The organism is Thalassovita litoralis (genome assembly GCF_900182725.1).
GTDB classification, from domain to species: Bacteria; Pseudomonadota; Alphaproteobacteria; order Rhodobacterales; family Rhodobacteraceae; genus Thalassobius; species Thalassobius litoralis.
Window position 1 is genome coordinate 25,388 of the sequence record NZ_FXTO01000030.1, and the last position, 14,755, is coordinate 40,142.

At 56.6% G+C, this 14,755-nt stretch carries 17 protein-coding genes; 15 read left to right on the forward strand and 2 right to left on the reverse strand.

The annotated features are described in order from the left end of the window. The first annotated feature begins 62 nt into the window (after positions 1-62). The 7 genes from FN828_RS16430 to FN828_RS16460 all read left to right on the forward strand — a co-directional run bounded on the left by FN828_RS16430 (position 63) and on the right by FN828_RS16460 (position 6,977). Positions 63-1,283, forward strand: coding sequence for an ABC transporter substrate-binding protein (locus FN828_RS16430; RefSeq protein WP_142494503.1), 1,221 nt, complete (start codon positions 63-65; stop codon positions 1,281-1,283). A 79-nt stretch (positions 1,284-1,362) separates the two neighbouring features. Then, positions 1,363-2,430: an ABC transporter ATP-binding protein gene (locus FN828_RS16435; RefSeq protein WP_142494504.1), complete on the forward strand. Its 1,068-nt coding sequence runs from the start codon at positions 1,363-1,365 to the stop codon at positions 2,428-2,430. 23 nt (positions 2,431-2,453) lie between these two features. Then, positions 2,454-3,332 carry a polysaccharide deacetylase family protein gene (locus tag FN828_RS16440; RefSeq protein WP_142494505.1) on the forward strand — a complete coding sequence of 293 codons (879 nt, stop codon included), beginning with the start codon at positions 2,454-2,456 and terminating at the stop codon, positions 3,330-3,332. A 76-nt stretch (positions 3,333-3,408) separates the two neighbouring features. Beyond that, positions 3,409-3,741: a hypothetical protein gene (locus FN828_RS16445; protein WP_142494506.1), complete on the forward strand. Its 333-nt coding sequence runs from the start codon at positions 3,409-3,411 to the stop codon at positions 3,739-3,741. Then, positions 3,738-4,790 (forward strand): CobW family GTP-binding protein, encoded by a 1,053-nt coding sequence (locus FN828_RS16450; RefSeq protein WP_142494507.1) that lies wholly within the window; start codon positions 3,738-3,740, stop codon positions 4,788-4,790. Before FN828_RS16445 ends, FN828_RS16450 begins: the two co-directional genes overlap by 4 nt. Next, positions 4,787-5,983 carry an ABC transporter substrate-binding protein gene (locus FN828_RS16455; protein WP_142494508.1) on the forward strand — a complete coding sequence of 399 codons (1,197 nt, stop codon included), beginning with the start codon at positions 4,787-4,789 and terminating at the stop codon, positions 5,981-5,983. Before FN828_RS16450 ends, FN828_RS16455 begins: the two co-directional genes overlap by 4 nt. 10 nt (positions 5,984-5,993) lie before the next feature. After that, the gene (locus FN828_RS16460) at positions 5,994-6,977 is read left to right on the forward strand and encodes an asparaginase (protein ID WP_142494509.1); all 984 of its coding nucleotides are present in this window, start codon (positions 5,994-5,996) and stop codon (positions 6,975-6,977) included. Between the two features lie 4 nt (positions 6,978-6,981). On the opposite strand, the gene FN828_RS16465 is transcribed toward FN828_RS16460, so the two are convergent. Continuing rightward, entirely contained in the window at positions 6,982-7,890 is a 909-nt protein-coding gene (locus FN828_RS16465) for a LysR family transcriptional regulator (RefSeq protein ID WP_142494510.1), read from the reverse strand. Between the two features lie 14 nt (positions 7,891-7,904). Here FN828_RS16465 and FN828_RS20640 point away from each other — a divergent pair, with 14 nt between their 5' ends. The 8 genes from FN828_RS20640 to FN828_RS16500 all read left to right on the forward strand — a co-directional run bounded on the left by FN828_RS20640 (position 7,905) and on the right by FN828_RS16500 (position 13,604). Next, complete coding sequence (locus FN828_RS20640) at positions 7,905-8,081, forward strand: hypothetical protein (protein WP_185959068.1); 177 nt, start codon at positions 7,905-7,907, stop codon at positions 8,079-8,081. Between the two features lie 73 nt (positions 8,082-8,154). After that, the gene (locus FN828_RS16470) at positions 8,155-8,934 is read left to right on the forward strand and encodes a 5-oxoprolinase subunit PxpA (protein WP_142494511.1); all 780 of its coding nucleotides are present in this window, start codon (positions 8,155-8,157) and stop codon (positions 8,932-8,934) included. A gap of 33 nt (positions 8,935-8,967) precedes the next feature. Beyond that, complete coding sequence (locus FN828_RS16475) at positions 8,968-9,201, forward strand: acetyl-CoA carboxylase (RefSeq protein WP_142494512.1); 234 nt, start codon at positions 8,968-8,970, stop codon at positions 9,199-9,201. Between the two features lie 4 nt (positions 9,202-9,205). Then, complete coding sequence (locus FN828_RS16480) at positions 9,206-10,582, forward strand: acetyl-CoA carboxylase biotin carboxylase subunit (RefSeq protein WP_142494513.1); 1,377 nt, start codon at positions 9,206-9,208, stop codon at positions 10,580-10,582. Further along, the gene (locus FN828_RS16485) at positions 10,579-11,454 is read left to right on the forward strand and encodes a 5-oxoprolinase subunit B family protein (RefSeq protein WP_142494514.1); all 876 of its coding nucleotides are present in this window, start codon (positions 10,579-10,581) and stop codon (positions 11,452-11,454) included. Before FN828_RS16480 ends, FN828_RS16485 begins: the two co-directional genes overlap by 4 nt. Next, positions 11,444-12,415 (forward strand): 5-oxoprolinase subunit C family protein, encoded by a 972-nt coding sequence (locus FN828_RS16490; protein WP_142494515.1) that lies wholly within the window; start codon positions 11,444-11,446, stop codon positions 12,413-12,415. Before FN828_RS16485 ends, FN828_RS16490 begins: the two co-directional genes overlap by 11 nt. 149 nt (positions 12,416-12,564) lie before the next feature. Next, positions 12,565-12,756 (forward strand): hypothetical protein, encoded by a 192-nt coding sequence (locus FN828_RS16495; RefSeq protein ID WP_142494516.1) that lies wholly within the window; start codon positions 12,565-12,567, stop codon positions 12,754-12,756. 218 nt (positions 12,757-12,974) lie between these two features. Continuing rightward, positions 12,975-13,604, forward strand: coding sequence for an MSMEG_1061 family FMN-dependent PPOX-type flavoprotein (locus tag FN828_RS16500; protein WP_142494517.1), 630 nt, complete (start codon positions 12,975-12,977; stop codon positions 13,602-13,604). Between the two features lie 143 nt (positions 13,605-13,747). On the opposite strand, the gene FN828_RS16505 is transcribed toward FN828_RS16500, so the two are convergent. Beyond that, positions 13,748-14,629: a tetratricopeptide repeat protein gene (locus tag FN828_RS16505; RefSeq protein WP_142494518.1), complete on the reverse strand. Its 882-nt coding sequence runs from the start codon at positions 14,627-14,629 to the stop codon at positions 13,748-13,750. Positions 14,630-14,755 lie beyond the last annotated feature (126 nt).

The window sequence follows — 14,755 nt, forward strand, 5'->3', positions numbered from 1 at the left end:
GGGGCGATCAGCGCCCGCCTTCAAACGTTCAATGTCAACACTTATCAACAGGGAAAGATACTATGACTTTGAAATCCAACCGTCGAACCTTCCTGAAATACGGGGCTGCCGCTGGTGCTGCGGCTCTTGGGGCGGGCCTGCATCCGTGGTCGCGTGCGGCCTATGCCGCTAATTTGGGTGGTCAGGAATTGCGCACCACCGGGTTGTCGACCACCGTGCAAGACCGCATCCTCGAGATGTTCAAGGCCGCCACTGGCGTCGGCTCTACCTCTGGTACGCCGTCCACCTACCCGGATGCTCAGACCAAAATCCTCTCTGGCTCCGCGGATTACGATTGCTGGGAAATCATCGGCGAACGCCTTCCGGCGCTGATTGCCACCGACAATGTCGAACCCATTCCGGCGGCTGATCTGCCGAACTGGGCCTCGATCCGGGACACCTTCACCACCACCGATCCGAAATGGGATGCACGTGCGCAAATCTCCGGCCAGATCTGGGCGGACGAAGCCAAAACCCAGCTTTATATGGTGCCGGCGGTCTACAACTTCGACTCCATCGGCTATAATCCCGAGGTTCTCTCGGACGAGGAAGCCAACACCTGGACCGCGCTGTTCGACGAGAAATGGAAGGGCAAATCCGGTCTGAACGTCGACCCGCTCATTGCCATCGGTCAAGCCATCCTTGCCATGAATTCGCTTGGCCTGCTGGAAGCCAAGAACCCCGGCAACCCGACGATGGACGAGATTGACGAAGCCGCGAAATTCCTGATTTCGAAGAAGAAGTCGGGTCAGTTCCGTGCGCTCTGGGGTGATTTCGGTGAACTGGTGAACCTGATGGCGTCGGGCGAGATGGTCGTCTGCGATGCGTGGCAGCCTGCTGTCATGGCCGTCAAGGCACAGGGCAAGCCCGCCAAATACGCGACGCCGAAAGAAGGCACGCGCGGCTGGGCGATTGGGCCGTCGATGCTCAAAGGTACGCCGAACCGCGAAGCTGTCATCGCCTATGCTAACTTCTGGTTGTCGGGTGGGCCGGGCATCGCTGTGACGGAACAGGGCTATTACTCGCCCTCGACCAACATCAAAGAAGCGATGGATCCCGATGCCTATGCCTTCTGGTACGAAGGTGCGCCGTGGAAAGGCGCAGCCGAACGGGGCATCAATCCCGGCGACCTGCGTGATGGCGGTTCGCTTGAAGAGCGCGCGTCGAACGTCGCTTACTGGCACCAGTGGCCGGATGAGTACGACCACCTGATCATGCGCTGGGATGAGTTCCTGAACGCCTGATCCATTGAGGCGGGCGGTCCTTAGCCTCTTTCGGGCCGCCCGCCCTTACCTGACGCACCAACTATGAAAGCTTTTCGTCATGGTTCACGACCTCGAGCTGATCTCTGTCGGCAAAACCTATCCTGATGGCACTGTGGCTGTCTCGGATTTTGACCTGAAAGTGGAGAAGGGTGAATTCGTTGCCTTTCTTGGACCGAGCGGTTGCGGAAAATCCACGACACTGCGGATGATCGCAGGCTTTGAAGATATCACCAATGGCGAGGTCATGATGATGGGGCGCAATGTGACCCACGTCCCGCCTGAAAAGCGGCCGACCTCGATGATCTTCCAGAACTATGCGCTTTTCCCGCATATGTCGGTGCGTGAAAACGTGGCCTTTGGGCTGGATGTCAAAGGAATGCCAAAGGCCGAGCGGGACACCAAGGTGGACCGTATCCTTGACATGTTCGATCTGGAGCAATTCGCGGATCGTAAGGCCGACAAGCTGTCGGGTGGTCAGCGCCAGCGGATTGCCCTTGCGCGGGGTTTGGTTGTCGAACCGGAAATCCTGTTGCTGGACGAACCGCTTGGGGCATTGGATGCCAACCTGCGCCGCATCATTCAGAACGAGCTGAAGTTATTGCAACGCGAACTGGGTATTACCTTTATTTTCGTGACCCACGCCCAATCCGAAGCCCTTGGCCTGTCGGATCGGGTGGTCGTCATGTCGAACGGTGTCGTCGAGCAAATTTCCCCACCGCGTGAACTGTATCGCCGTCCGAAGACCCCCTTTGTTGCGGATTTTATCGGATCGAACACGGTGTTCGAGGGTAGTCCAAAAGGCGCGGCTGGCAACGGTTTTGGGCGGATCGAAACGCTGTTCGGCTTGATCGAAGGGGTCGGGCAGGGCAACGAAACCCTTGCGGTCGTCCCCGCCGAAGCATTCCGCATCACGCCGCTTGATACGCCGGGCGAAGTCCGGATCGAAGGCACCCTGTCCGAGCGCCAGCTTGTAGGCGCGGTCGGCCATCTCAAGGTGCGCCTGTCCGATTCACGCGAAGTCGCGATCGAGGTGAGCGCAGACCGCCCCGATGTTCGCGCCCTTACGCTTGGCGCCCCGGTCACGCTTGGGATCGACCCGGCGGCCATCACTCTTATTCACGCTTAACAACCCAACAGGAGATTTATCCAATGGCAAAAGAAATTCTTGTCGGATTCGGTGTCGATGTCGACGCCGTGGCAGGCTGGCTCGGCTCTTATGGTGGCGAGGACAGCCCCGACGATATTTCCCGCGGGATGTTCGCGGGCGAGGTCGGTTCGATGCGTCTGCTTGATCTGTTCGACAAGCTGGGTATCAAGACGACCTGGTTCATTCCCGGCCACTCTGTGGAAACTTTCCCGACACAGATGAAAGAGGTCGCAAATCGCGGTCACGAGATCGGCATTCACGGCTACAGCCACGAGAACCCGATCGCCATGACACGCGAGCAGGAGACCGCCGTACTCGACAAAAGCATCGAACTGATCACCGAACTCTCGGGCAAGCGCCCGACCGGCTACGTGGCGCCTTGGTGGGAATTCTCGAATGTCACCAACGAACTGCTTCTGGAGCGCGGGATCAAGTACGACCACTCTTTGATGCATAACGATTTTTCGCCCTACCGGGTTCGCGTGGGCGACAAATGGACAAAGATCGACTACACGGCCCAGCCCGAGGACTGGATGAAACCGCTGGAGCGTGGCGAAGAAACCGATCTGATCGAAATCCCGGCGAACTGGTATCTGGATGATCTGCCGCCGATGATGTTCATCAAAAAGTCCCCCAATTCGCATGGGTTCGTGAACCCGCGTGACATTGGCCAGATGTGGCAGGATCAGTTCGATTGGGTTTACGAAAACATGGATTATGCCGTGTTCCCGATCACCATCCACCCGGATGTTTCCGGTCGTCCTCAGGTTCTGATGATGCTGGAACGTTTGTTCAAGCACATGGCATCGCACGAGGGTGTGAAATTCGTCACCATGAATGAAATGGCGGACAACTTCGACAAGAAGTTCCCGCGCCCCTGATAACGGGTTTACATGATTGGCGGACGGGGCGTTTGCTGTCCCGTCCGCCATTGATACAGCAAGAAAGGAACGGGGCATGTGCTCGCTCTGCGGTATTCTTGGGTGTGATGATCACTGGACCAACGCGATTGCCCGTCCGGGTGTCTATACCCACAATCACGATATGCAGTCGCGCCGAGCCGAGGGGATGCGGCGCATGAAAGCCGTTAATTCCATCCTGTCCTATCGACGCCTCAAACTTGATGTGTGGCAGGGGCGCTCGTATGTCGTCACGTCCCCGACCGGGGCATCAAGCGTGTTCGAGGCGCTGTCCCACCTTTGGCCCGAGGCAGAGGCTCTTGCTGGTCGTGCCTTTGATCCGCTGGACGAGGGAATGATTTCCTGGATGGAAGAGAGGCAAGGCGCATGAACCCGCTCTTGACACCTGTCATCCTGCTGACCGGCTTCCTTGGGTCGGGCAAGACGACGCTTTTGCAGCGATTGCTGACGGACCCATCAATGGAGGGCGCGGCGGTTTTGATCAATGAATTCGGCGAGGTTGGGCTGGATCACCACTTGCTTGACCGGATCGACGACAATGTTGTTTTGCTGAAATCGGGATGTATCTGCTGCACCGTTCGCGGCGAGGTGGCTGACGCATTGTCGAATCTCGAAAGTCTCAGGGCGCGCGGCGAAGTCGCGTTTGATCGGGTGGTAATCGAAACCACGGGGCTGGCCGATCCCTATCCGGTGTTGCAAACACTGACCGCCCATCCTGTGTTGCGGTCACATTTCACCAATGGCGGCGTGCTTACCACGGTGGACGCGGTGAATGCGATCAATCAGGTGGCCCATCGCGCCGAAGCCGTGCGCCAGATTGCTGCTGCTGACCGGATCGTGTTGACGAAAACGGACCTTGTGGAGCCAAAGCAAGAACAGGCGCTGCGCGACCGTCTGGCACGGATCAACCCAGCGTCACGGATTGTCACAACCGGAGAGGATGTTTCGTCGATCCTTGGCGGTTTTGAACCGATGTCCCTTGACCAAACCTTGACTTGGGAACCCCCCGCAGAGCATGAGTGCCATCCGGGGTGTGATCACGACGCACACGGACATTCGCACCATGAACATCATCATGCCCACCATCATGATGATGCGCTGGGAGTTACTAGTTTTTCACTCGTTATAGAGGGGCCGATTGATTGGACTATATTCGGAGCTTGGCTTACACTGCTGCTGTATCGGTATGGTGACAGGATTTTCAGGGTGAAAGGCATTTTGGCGCTCGACGGCGAGGATAAACCTGTTGCAATTCATGGGGTTCAGCATTTGGTACACGCGCCGACCCATATGGAACACTGGCCAGAGGGGCCGCGCTCGTCCCGATTGGTGTTTATTCTGGAAGGATTGTCACCGGATTTGATCCGTCGGTCATTCTCGGCGTTTACCGGAGTTTCCCGCGTGAGGACTGCTGCGTGACCGATGAACCCATTCGAATCCTGACGACAGAGATTCAGCCCTGGCGCCTTCTTCAGGCACGGGCCGAAGCTGATCTTGGGTTTTCCCTTGAATTCATAGAGTTGGATTTCAATAGCGCTCAGCGATTGGCCGCTCTTGATCCATCAAGCTACGACGTCTACGACCAATGTTTTCATAATCTGGATATTGTATGGCACTGGCGCGCGGTTCAGGCCATCGACACACGCAGAATCCAGCAGTGGGATAAACTGGACGAATTCCCGCGCCTTTGTGGTGTACAGGGGCGGCAGGGCATGGGGGATGTGCCTGCCTCCCGGCTTTTCGTTCAACAAGACATGACCCTGTCGGACAACCCAACCGGGCAGATTTCGATGTTGCCTACTTTCTACAACTTCGACAGTTTCGCGGTCGAAGCGTCGGCGCTGGATGTTGATACGACGGTGACAAGCTGGTCTGCTTTGGTTGATCCGGAATGGGCGGGACGCGTGGCGCTTGTGGATGAACCGGCGATTGGGTTGTTCGATCTGGCGATGGCGCTTTCAGCGTCCGGGCAGATGCAATTCGAAGACATGGGCAACATGACGGTCGGGGAAATCGACGCGCTGGTCGCCCATGCGATGACATTGATTCAAAACGGGCATTTCAGCCCTTTCTGGTTGCGTGCGGATGAACCCGCTGAACGGTTCCTGAACGGCGAACTAAGTCTTGCATCAATCTGGTCCCCAACGATTGTCGAGATGAAGCGGCTGGGGGTTAAAGTCCGCCAAGCCCGCCCAAAAGAAGGCTATCGTGCTTGGCATGGTGGGATGTGCCTGTCGCGAAATCTATCGGGTCAAAAGCTGGATCGCGCCTATGAGTGGCTGAATTGGTATCTGGACGGGTACGCGGGTGCGTTGGTTGCGCGGCAGGGATATTACATGTCCGTGCCGGAACAGGTGCGGGCGCATCTGCCCAAGGCCGATTGGGATTATTGGTACGAGGGGCTTCCGGCGCAGCACGATCTTGACGATGTTGCAGGGCGACCCGCCATCAAGGCTGGCGAAATCCGGTCTGGCGGCTCCAGACTGGACCGGGCTTCTCATATTGCGATCTGGAACTCTACGATGGACGAACACAACTATGTGGTCCGGCGGTGGAACGAACTGGTGTCGCTCGCCGCATCGAAAGGCCGCGCACAACGTCGCGCAAGCTAGGAAAACCCTTATGAAGAATGTGACATTGATCGCCACAGGCGGAACCATTGCGTCTGCGCCCGATAAATCCGCCGGGGCGGTGAACGCGGGATTGAACGGCGAAAGCCTGCTGCAAAGCCTGCATGAACCGCTGGATGACATTGCGGTTTCGGTCGTCAATTTTGACGCTGCTGGCAGTTACGCGCTGGATCTGGAGACGATCTTCAATCTGTGTCGGCGCATTGACGACGTGCTGTCGGATGAAAATGTGGATGGGGTTGTTGTGACCCACGGGACCGACACGATGGAGGAAAGCGCCTTTCTGGCATGGTTGCTTGTCAAATCGGATAAGCCTGTCGTGTTTACCGGGGCGCAGCGCCATGCGGGTTTCCCTGACACGGACGGCCCCCGCAACATTCACGACGCAATTTGTGCCGCCGCCAGCCCCGATCTGACCGGGGTAGGGGCCGTGATCCTTTTTGAAGGCGATATTCACGGTGCGCGTTATGTCACCAAGGCACATACTTCGCGGGTGGATGCGTTTCGGTCGGTCGGGCACGGAAAACTGGGCGAGGTGGATCATGGTCAGGTCCATATTTACACTCGGCCCGCACGGGCGCGGCCCGTGCGCACACCCGTCCGCCTTGATCCGAATGTGGAACTTGTTGCGCTTGGTCTGGGCAGTACGCCGATGCTGATGAAACTGGCCGCGGATCATGGTGCCTCGGGGATCGTGCTGTCGGCCTTTGGACGCGGGAATGCACCCAAAGGGTTTGCACAGGCGACAGCCGATCTGGCGGGCAAAGGGGTTCCCGTCATCGTGGCATCACGGTGTTACGAGGGGCGCACCCGACCCGTTTATGGAAAGGACAGCGGCGGCGTGACCCTGATGGAAAGCGGGGCATTGTTTGCGGGGGATATTTCTGCCGTCAAAGCCCGTCTTTTGCTGTCTGCGCTTTTGGGCGCGGGGCTAAGCGGGGACGAATTGGCCAAGGCTGTCCAAAGCCTGCATTAGGCGCCTACAGACGGGTGGGCAGTTGCGGGGAATGAAAAGTGTCAATGAAGTAGTCGTGGAACAGGCGGACTGCTTCTGACATTTCCTGACCTTTGCGCCACGCTACGCCAACATCCATCGAGGGGATGTCAATGTCGGTTGTCACCGTGCTGATGCGCCGCCCTTCCAAAGACCAGGGGCGATACACCATGTCCGATAGGATCGTCACCCCTTGGCCATTCGCGACCAGTGACCGCACCGCCTCGGTCGAGGAGGTCCGAAGCTTTACCTTGGGGATCAGGCCCGTTGGTCCCCAGTATTTGATCGAGGTGTTCGCGGCCTCATCCACGGTCAGCATGATGTAATCTTCTTCCGCGATTTCTTTGAAGCTGGCGCGGCCGATATTCTGGAGGCGATGATTTTGCGGCACCCACAAACGGCGCTGGGACCGCAACAGCGTTTCTGTCTCCAGTTCTGGGTTCGAGGTGTTCGATGTCAAAAGAACTGCGATGTCGATGCGGTTTGTCATCAACCCCTCTTCGATGTTTTCGCGGTTCATTTCCGTGATCTGAATGTTGAGATTGGGAAATCGGTGGGCCAAGCGATCAAGGTGGAATGGCAGGAAATACCCCAGCACCGTGTAGGTGGCCGCCACATTGATCGTGGCTGCAATGTCGGTATGCCCTTGGCCAATCGTCCGGGCGTGTTCGACGCGTTCACTGATGTCGCGGGCTGTTTCCATCAATTCCCGGCCCGCAGGGGTGGGTTCCATTCCGTGTGCAGTGCGCACGAACAGCACCGTGTCCAGTTCTTTTTCAAGGTCACGGATGGCTGTCGTGACCGACGACTGGGAAATCGCCAGCTCGCCCGCCGCGCGACTGACCTGACCAAGTTCGGCTGTCGCGAGAAAGTACTTCAGTTGGCGCAAATTCATCGCGGGCATCCTTCATGATCGGGCGTATGGGTGCTGATACATTATCAAAAAATCTGGGAATAGATATTAGATTATCGAAAAATCTGAATTCCAAAATGTCGCCGAAATCCGCTGAATCTGATGAATTATTGCGCATTATAAAAATGAAATGGGCGATTGCAGGAATGTATTATTGGATTTTCCGAAAATGAAATCGGAAAATTTAGAATTGTACATATCAAATCCGCTGCCGGAAAGTTCGAGGGCAGAACAAAAGGATCTTCCATGCAAAAGACAATAGATTTGAATTGCGACATGGGTGAGAGCTTTGGGCATTGGACCATCGGCGAGGCCAGTGACGAAGATCTTATGGCATTTATTTCTTCGGCGAACGTTGCCGCTGGGTTCCATGCAGGCGACCCCAATACGATCAACCGAACCGTGAAGCTGGTGCGAGACTATGGCGTGGGTCTGGGGGCGCATCCTGGGTATAACGACCTTCAGGGATTTGGCCGCCGGTTCATCAGTGCCTCGAACGAAGAGCTGGTTAATGACATCCTGTATCAGGTTGGCGCGGTGCGTGAATTCGGCAGATACCACGGGGTACGCCTTCAGCATGTAAAGCCGCATGGCGCTCTTTACATGGAAGCGGCCCGCAATGAAGACCTTTCCCTTCACCTGATTGAAAGCCTGCGGGCCGGGGGTGGCGAGGTTCCGGTGATGTGTATGGGTGGGTCCGCCACCTACGAAGTCGGGCAGCGATTGGGGCACCCGATGGTGCGCGAATTCTATGCCGATCGTGATTACGGTGACAATGGTGCCATCGTTTTTACGCGTCGCGTCGGGCGGCCCGATCCGCAGGCCATCGCTGACAAATGCCTGCGTGCCTGTATCGAAGGCAAAGTCAAAACCGTTACCGGCCGAGAGGTCGACGTGGACTTCGAATCCATCTGTTTCCATTCAGACACGCCCGGAGCGCTGGAGATAGCAAAGGCCATCCGGGAAACGCTATTGGCCGGGGGGGTGACGATTGCACCCGTTTCCACGGTTCTGGGGCTTGGCTGAGCTGCACATCAAAACCAACAACAGGGAAAAATCATGACGGATATTCTATCTCCTCTGCCGGGTACATTTTATCAAAGGCCCGCACCCGAAGAACCGCCGTATCAAACCAAGGGTGCCAAGGTTGCGGTCGGCGACACGATCGGTCTGGTGGAGGTTATGAAAACCTTCATCCCGGTCACGGCAGAAACTGAAGGCGTATTCGAGGGCTACGAGGCCGAAGATGCAAGCCCTGTGACGGCGGGTGCCGTTTTGGCAAAACTTGGTTAGTGGCATGAATATCAAAAGATTATTCATCGCAAATCGCGGCGAGATTGCCGTCAGGATCGTGAAGGCGGCCAAGAAACTGGGCGTTCATACGATTCAGGGCCATTCCGAAGCGGACGCAGAGATGCTGGCGGTCAAGCTCGCTGACGAGTCCATCTGTATTGGCCCGGCCCCGTCAAAAGACAGCTATCTTAATATCTCCGCCATCATCGCCGCGGCCAAGGCCACGCAGGCCGATGCGATTCATCCCGGTTATGGCTTCTTATCAGAAAGCCCGGCTTTTGCGCGGGCGGTGGAACAGGCCGGTTTGATATTCATTGGACCCTCAGCAGATACGATTGAGAAAATGGGCGATAAAGTGTCCGCCCGTCTAGCCGCAGTGACGGCCGGTGTGCCGGTTGTTCCCGGATCGGACGGGCGGATAGATGATTTGGACCATGCCATAGAGATTGCCGAAACAATCGGGTATCCCGTGATGATCAAGGCCGCCGCCGGTGGGGGCGGGCGCGGCATCCGCATCGCTAACACGAGGGCAGAGCTGAAAGAGCTTGCCCCGCAGGCAAAATCAGAAGCCGAAGCCGCCTTTGGCGATGGCGGGCTTTATATCGAGCGCGCGATTTTCGCACCGAGACATATCGAGGTGCAAATCCTTGGGGATGGGGAAACGGCCATACATTGTTACGAGCGGGAATGTTCGTTACAGCGCCGCCGTCAAAAAGTCTGGGAGGAGGCTGGCGCCGCCTGTCTGGATGATGAAACCTGTGCGGCGCTTTGTGCGTCAGCGGTCGCGCTTGCGAAATCGGTCTCTTATCGTGGTGCCGGAACGCTTGAATACCTCTATGATGAGAAGACCAAAGAGTTCTTCTTCATCGAAATGAACACCCGCATTCAAGTCGAACATCCTGTGACCGAAATGATCACGGGGGTTGATCTGGTCGCGGAAATGATCCGGGTGTGCGGTGGCGAACGCCTGTCGGTGTCGCAAGACCAGATCAATAAATCCGGACATGCAATCGAGGTGCGGATCTGCGCCGAAGATCCGTTTGCGAATTTCATGCCTTGGCCGGGTGTTGTGGCGTCGTTGAAAGAACCCGAAGGCGAGGGTGTGCGCTTCGATCATTTCCTGGCCGAAGGCTATCAGATTCCACCGTTCTATGACTCGCTTCTGGGCAAGGTCATTGTCCATGCAGCAACCCGTGACGCAGCTATCGACAAGCTGATTGTGGCCCTTGATGCGTTGTCTGTCGGGGGGACGAAAACGACTGCGCCGCTTCACAGGGCTTTGGCAATGGATGCTGATGTGCGCGCTGGTGCCTTTCATACGCAATGGCTGGAACAGTGGCTGGACGCCGGAAATTTGACCGAGAAAGGGGATGCCGCATGAAAACGCGATATACGTATGGCGGAGACGAACATGTTTACGTTGAGATCGACGATGAAATGTCTCTGGATGCTTTCTTCACCAGTCTGTCGCTGGCTGATCTTGTCCGCGCGGCGAATATTCCCGGTGTGACGGAAATCTGTCCGGCCAATGCGTCCTTCGAGGTCCGTTTTGATCCAGACATCATTGCTCCGGCGGATATGATGATGCGCATCAAGGAACTGGAAAGCGCGGCCCATGCGCAGGAAAAAAGGCTGAAAACGCGGATTATTGAAATTCCCGTTTATTATCAGGATCCGTGGACGCACGAGACACTCATGCGGTTCCGGGAACGGCATCAGGACCCCGCTGGCACGGACCTTGACTATGCTGCCAAGATTAACGGGTTTGACAGTGTCGAGGCCTTTATCGAGGCTCATCACAGTCAGCCGTGGTTCGTGTCTATGGTGGGGTTCGTGTCCGGGTTGCCGTTTCTGTATCAGCTGGTTGACCGCGACAAGCAGCTTCAGGTTCCCAAATATTTGCGGCCACGGACGGATACACCCAAACTCACCGTGGGTTATGGGGGGTGCTTCTCGTGTATCTATTCGGTGCGCGGGGCGGGTGGATATCAGATGTTCGGCATCACACCCATGCCGATTTATGACCCCGAGCAGAAGATCAGCTATCTTCAGGATTTCATGGTCTTTTTCAAACCGGGCGACATCGTGAAATGGAAACCCGTTGATCGTGCCGAATATGACCGGATCACTGCCGAGGTCGAGGCGGGCACCTACGTTCCGAAAATCGCCCAAGTCGACTTTGATCTAGACGCTTTTAATTCCGACATGGTTGGCTTCAACGCCACGCTAATGGAGGCCCTCAATGACGCTTGAAATTTTGAAACCGGGGTTGGCGACGACGGTCCAGGATCTTGGGCGACCGGGTTACTTTCATCTGGGGATTCCAGAAGGCGGAGCGATGGACCGCCTTGCCATGCGGGCGGCGAACCTTCTTGTTGGGAATGACGAAGGGGCGGCGGGGCTTGAAGCGGTGTTCATGGGGCCAGAGATCAAATTTGGCGCGGAGATGAGCGTGGCAGTAACGGGTGCTGAAATGCCGATGACGCTGGACGGGGAGCCACGCACCGCCTGGACGGCCTTTACGGTAAAACCCGGACAGGTGTTGTCCTTTGGGTTCCTCAAAGAAGGGGCGCGTATCTATATTGCCGTGTCAGGTGGCATTGATACAAAGCCCGCACTTGGTTCGCGTTCAACCTATGCCATCGGGGCGCTTGGCGGTGTTGAAGGACGGGCCGTCATGGCGGGGGATGTTCTGCCGGTCGGTCAGGCGATGATCGTCCCAGAAGGCCGCTGCGTTCCCGCACAACTGCGACGCCCGCTTGAATATCCGGTCAAGCTGCGCGTTCTGCCGGGTCTGTATTGGCATCGCTTAACGGAAAAAAGCCAGACTGCCTTTTTCGAGGACGATTGGGTTGTCGCGCCAGAAGCCGACCGGATGGGGTATCGTTTCCGTGGCGGTCAGCCGATGGAGTTCGTTGACCGCCCTCAGCCGTTTGGCGCAGGCTCTGATCCGTCGAATATTGTCGATGGGTGCTATTCCTATGGTTCGATTCAGGTGCCGGGGGGATTGGAACCGATTGTGCTGCACCGCGATGCGGTTTCGGGCGGTGGTTATTTCACTCTTGGCACCGTGATTTCGGCGGACATGGATTTGATCGGACAACTACAGCCGAATACGCAGATCAAATTCGTCGAAGTGACCATGGCAGAAGCGCTGGACGCGCGTGCCCACCGCAAGGAAATGCTTCACGAGATCAGGCGCGTCCTTTCCTGACGCGCCCTATGGGGTGACATTGCGACCATGCAAAGCCATGTCACCCCAGACCGCTGACAAAGTCACGACTGTTCTGCGCAGTATCAAAACGGTTGACAGCCGTGCGGGTTGGGACCGACACTTTACCTTTCGATGTAGGAGGAAATGTGATGGCAACATATCGTTGTGCCGTGTGCGGCATGGGCGTCAACGCCTCTTGTGCTGATTGCGATGAACCGCTGGTGAATGATGTGCTGGGATTGGGCGATGGCTCGCAGGTACAGATTTCGCGATGCCCGAAATGCGACGGTAAAATTAAATCGCCCATGTGCTGTGGGCAGGATATGACCTGCGAGGTCTAAAAGCACAGAAGGGGCCGATCAGGGGCGGCCTGTGTCGTGGCGGGTAACGCTTCTTGCAATCGTCGGTAAAAACCGACGCTGTAACGCGCTTGGTGACGGGGCGCGGTTTGGGGGCCGTGACGCCCGGCGCAGCACCCGCTGCACAAAGCACCCAAACGTTAGGTTTGCGATTGATATAGTTTGATCCAGTTTTCTTATGAGAAGGGAGATCGAGTACTATGCTTGAAGTAGAAGAACACATCCAAACCGTTGAACGCTTGCGGGAACTGCTTCCCACCGAAGGTTTTGTAAATACCTTCCTCAAAGTGAGCGATCGGCTGAATGATGTCGCGCGCACATTCATTGCACATTGCCCGTTTGTTATTATTGCGACCAAATCTTCGGAAGGGTTGATCGACGTATCGCCCAAGGGCGACCCTTCGGGGTTTGTCGAAGTCTATGATGACAAAACCCTGATCATACCCGACCGGCTGGGCAATCATCGCGTTGACGGGTTTCATAACCTGCTTGAAGATCCCAATGTCGCGCTGTTGTTTATTGTCCCCGGACATGGCGATACCCTGCGCGTTGCCGGTAAGGCGCGTATCGTCAGGGACGCTGCCATCAGCAAACGACATGCCGTGAATGGCAAGGAGCCTTTGTTGGCGCTGGTGGTCGACGTGGAAGAGGCGTTTATGCATTGCTCGAAATCTATGATCCGGTCGCGCCTGTGGTATCCGGATCGCTGGCCAGCCCGCAAATCTGCCCCGACGCTGGCGGAATGGGTCATTGCGACGGTCGACCGCGAGCAAACACTTGAAGAGGTTCAGGACGACCATAGCGCCGATGAAAACACCCGGCTTTATTGACCATTTGACCCTGCATAGGGACGCCCACGGACCCATCACAAAATGCTGGGCAGCCTTCGCGTGTTCCTGATGTCTGCCGTCAGATATTTTGGGACGGACAGCACCCGAGCCAATAGGGGCTCTGACGCATCAGGTTGGTTGGGTTATGCGGCAGAAACGCGGCAGGCGCAGGACGCCGTAATTGATACTTCGGCCCGCGCCAAAGCCTTGTCCAGTTGTTGACGCACATGAAGATTTTCCACCATCTCGCCCCTTCTGGACAAGCATTCTGACAAGCCGTGCAGGCTCCAGACATTGCCGGGATGCCGACAGGGCCGCGGCAGCGAACCATCAAGGCCCAGATCGGCGCGATAGACATTTTCGGCTTCTTCGTAGCGCCCGGCGTCCATCAAAAGCGCCCCAAGGGCATGGCGTGTCGGTTGCATCCACCCCCAAGGTTCATCGTACAGCAGGCCATCGTCTAGGGTCACGGCACGGCGAAGATTTTCAAGACCCTGTTCCACATGCCCCGATTTGTAGTGCAATTCACCCAGCATCATCGCTTCGGCGACTTTTAATATCTCAGTGCAGGGGTTGTTGAACATCATCCTTTCTGGTTGAACGTTGTCGCATGCCTGAGCAAACAGTCGGGCGCTTTCCTTGGCTTCGGTATGTCGTTTGAGATTGGCCAAAGCTACCGTGCGCGCATAGTGCAACAAGGCTGTGCTGAACGAATAAAGTGCGGCGTCCTGTGGAAACTGCTCTTTCAGGATGCAAGACCAGCGCCCGAACCGGATAAGAATATGCAGGCGCATCGGCACAAATGCTTCAAATAGTTCGGGCAGATAGCGCACCACAGGTTCGGGTAATGTTTCAACCAGCGCCTGCGCCCCCTCGAACGCATCAGACGGACGTCCCAGAAACATCGCGCCGTATATCTGGAAATGCAGGTTGTGTATCCGGTAGACAGTGTAGAAATTCTGCCCCCCGGCATAGTCGAAATAGGCGCGGTCAACGCGGGCTGCCTCTCGATTTCGGGCAACCACGTTATGATAATCCCCACACAGGACATCAATGGTAAGCTTACGCCGAGGGCCGTCTGGCGGGCTGATTTCGCGAGGGTTTAACGAGTGTCCTTATGGACGCACACGAAGACACCCCCCGCATTGAAG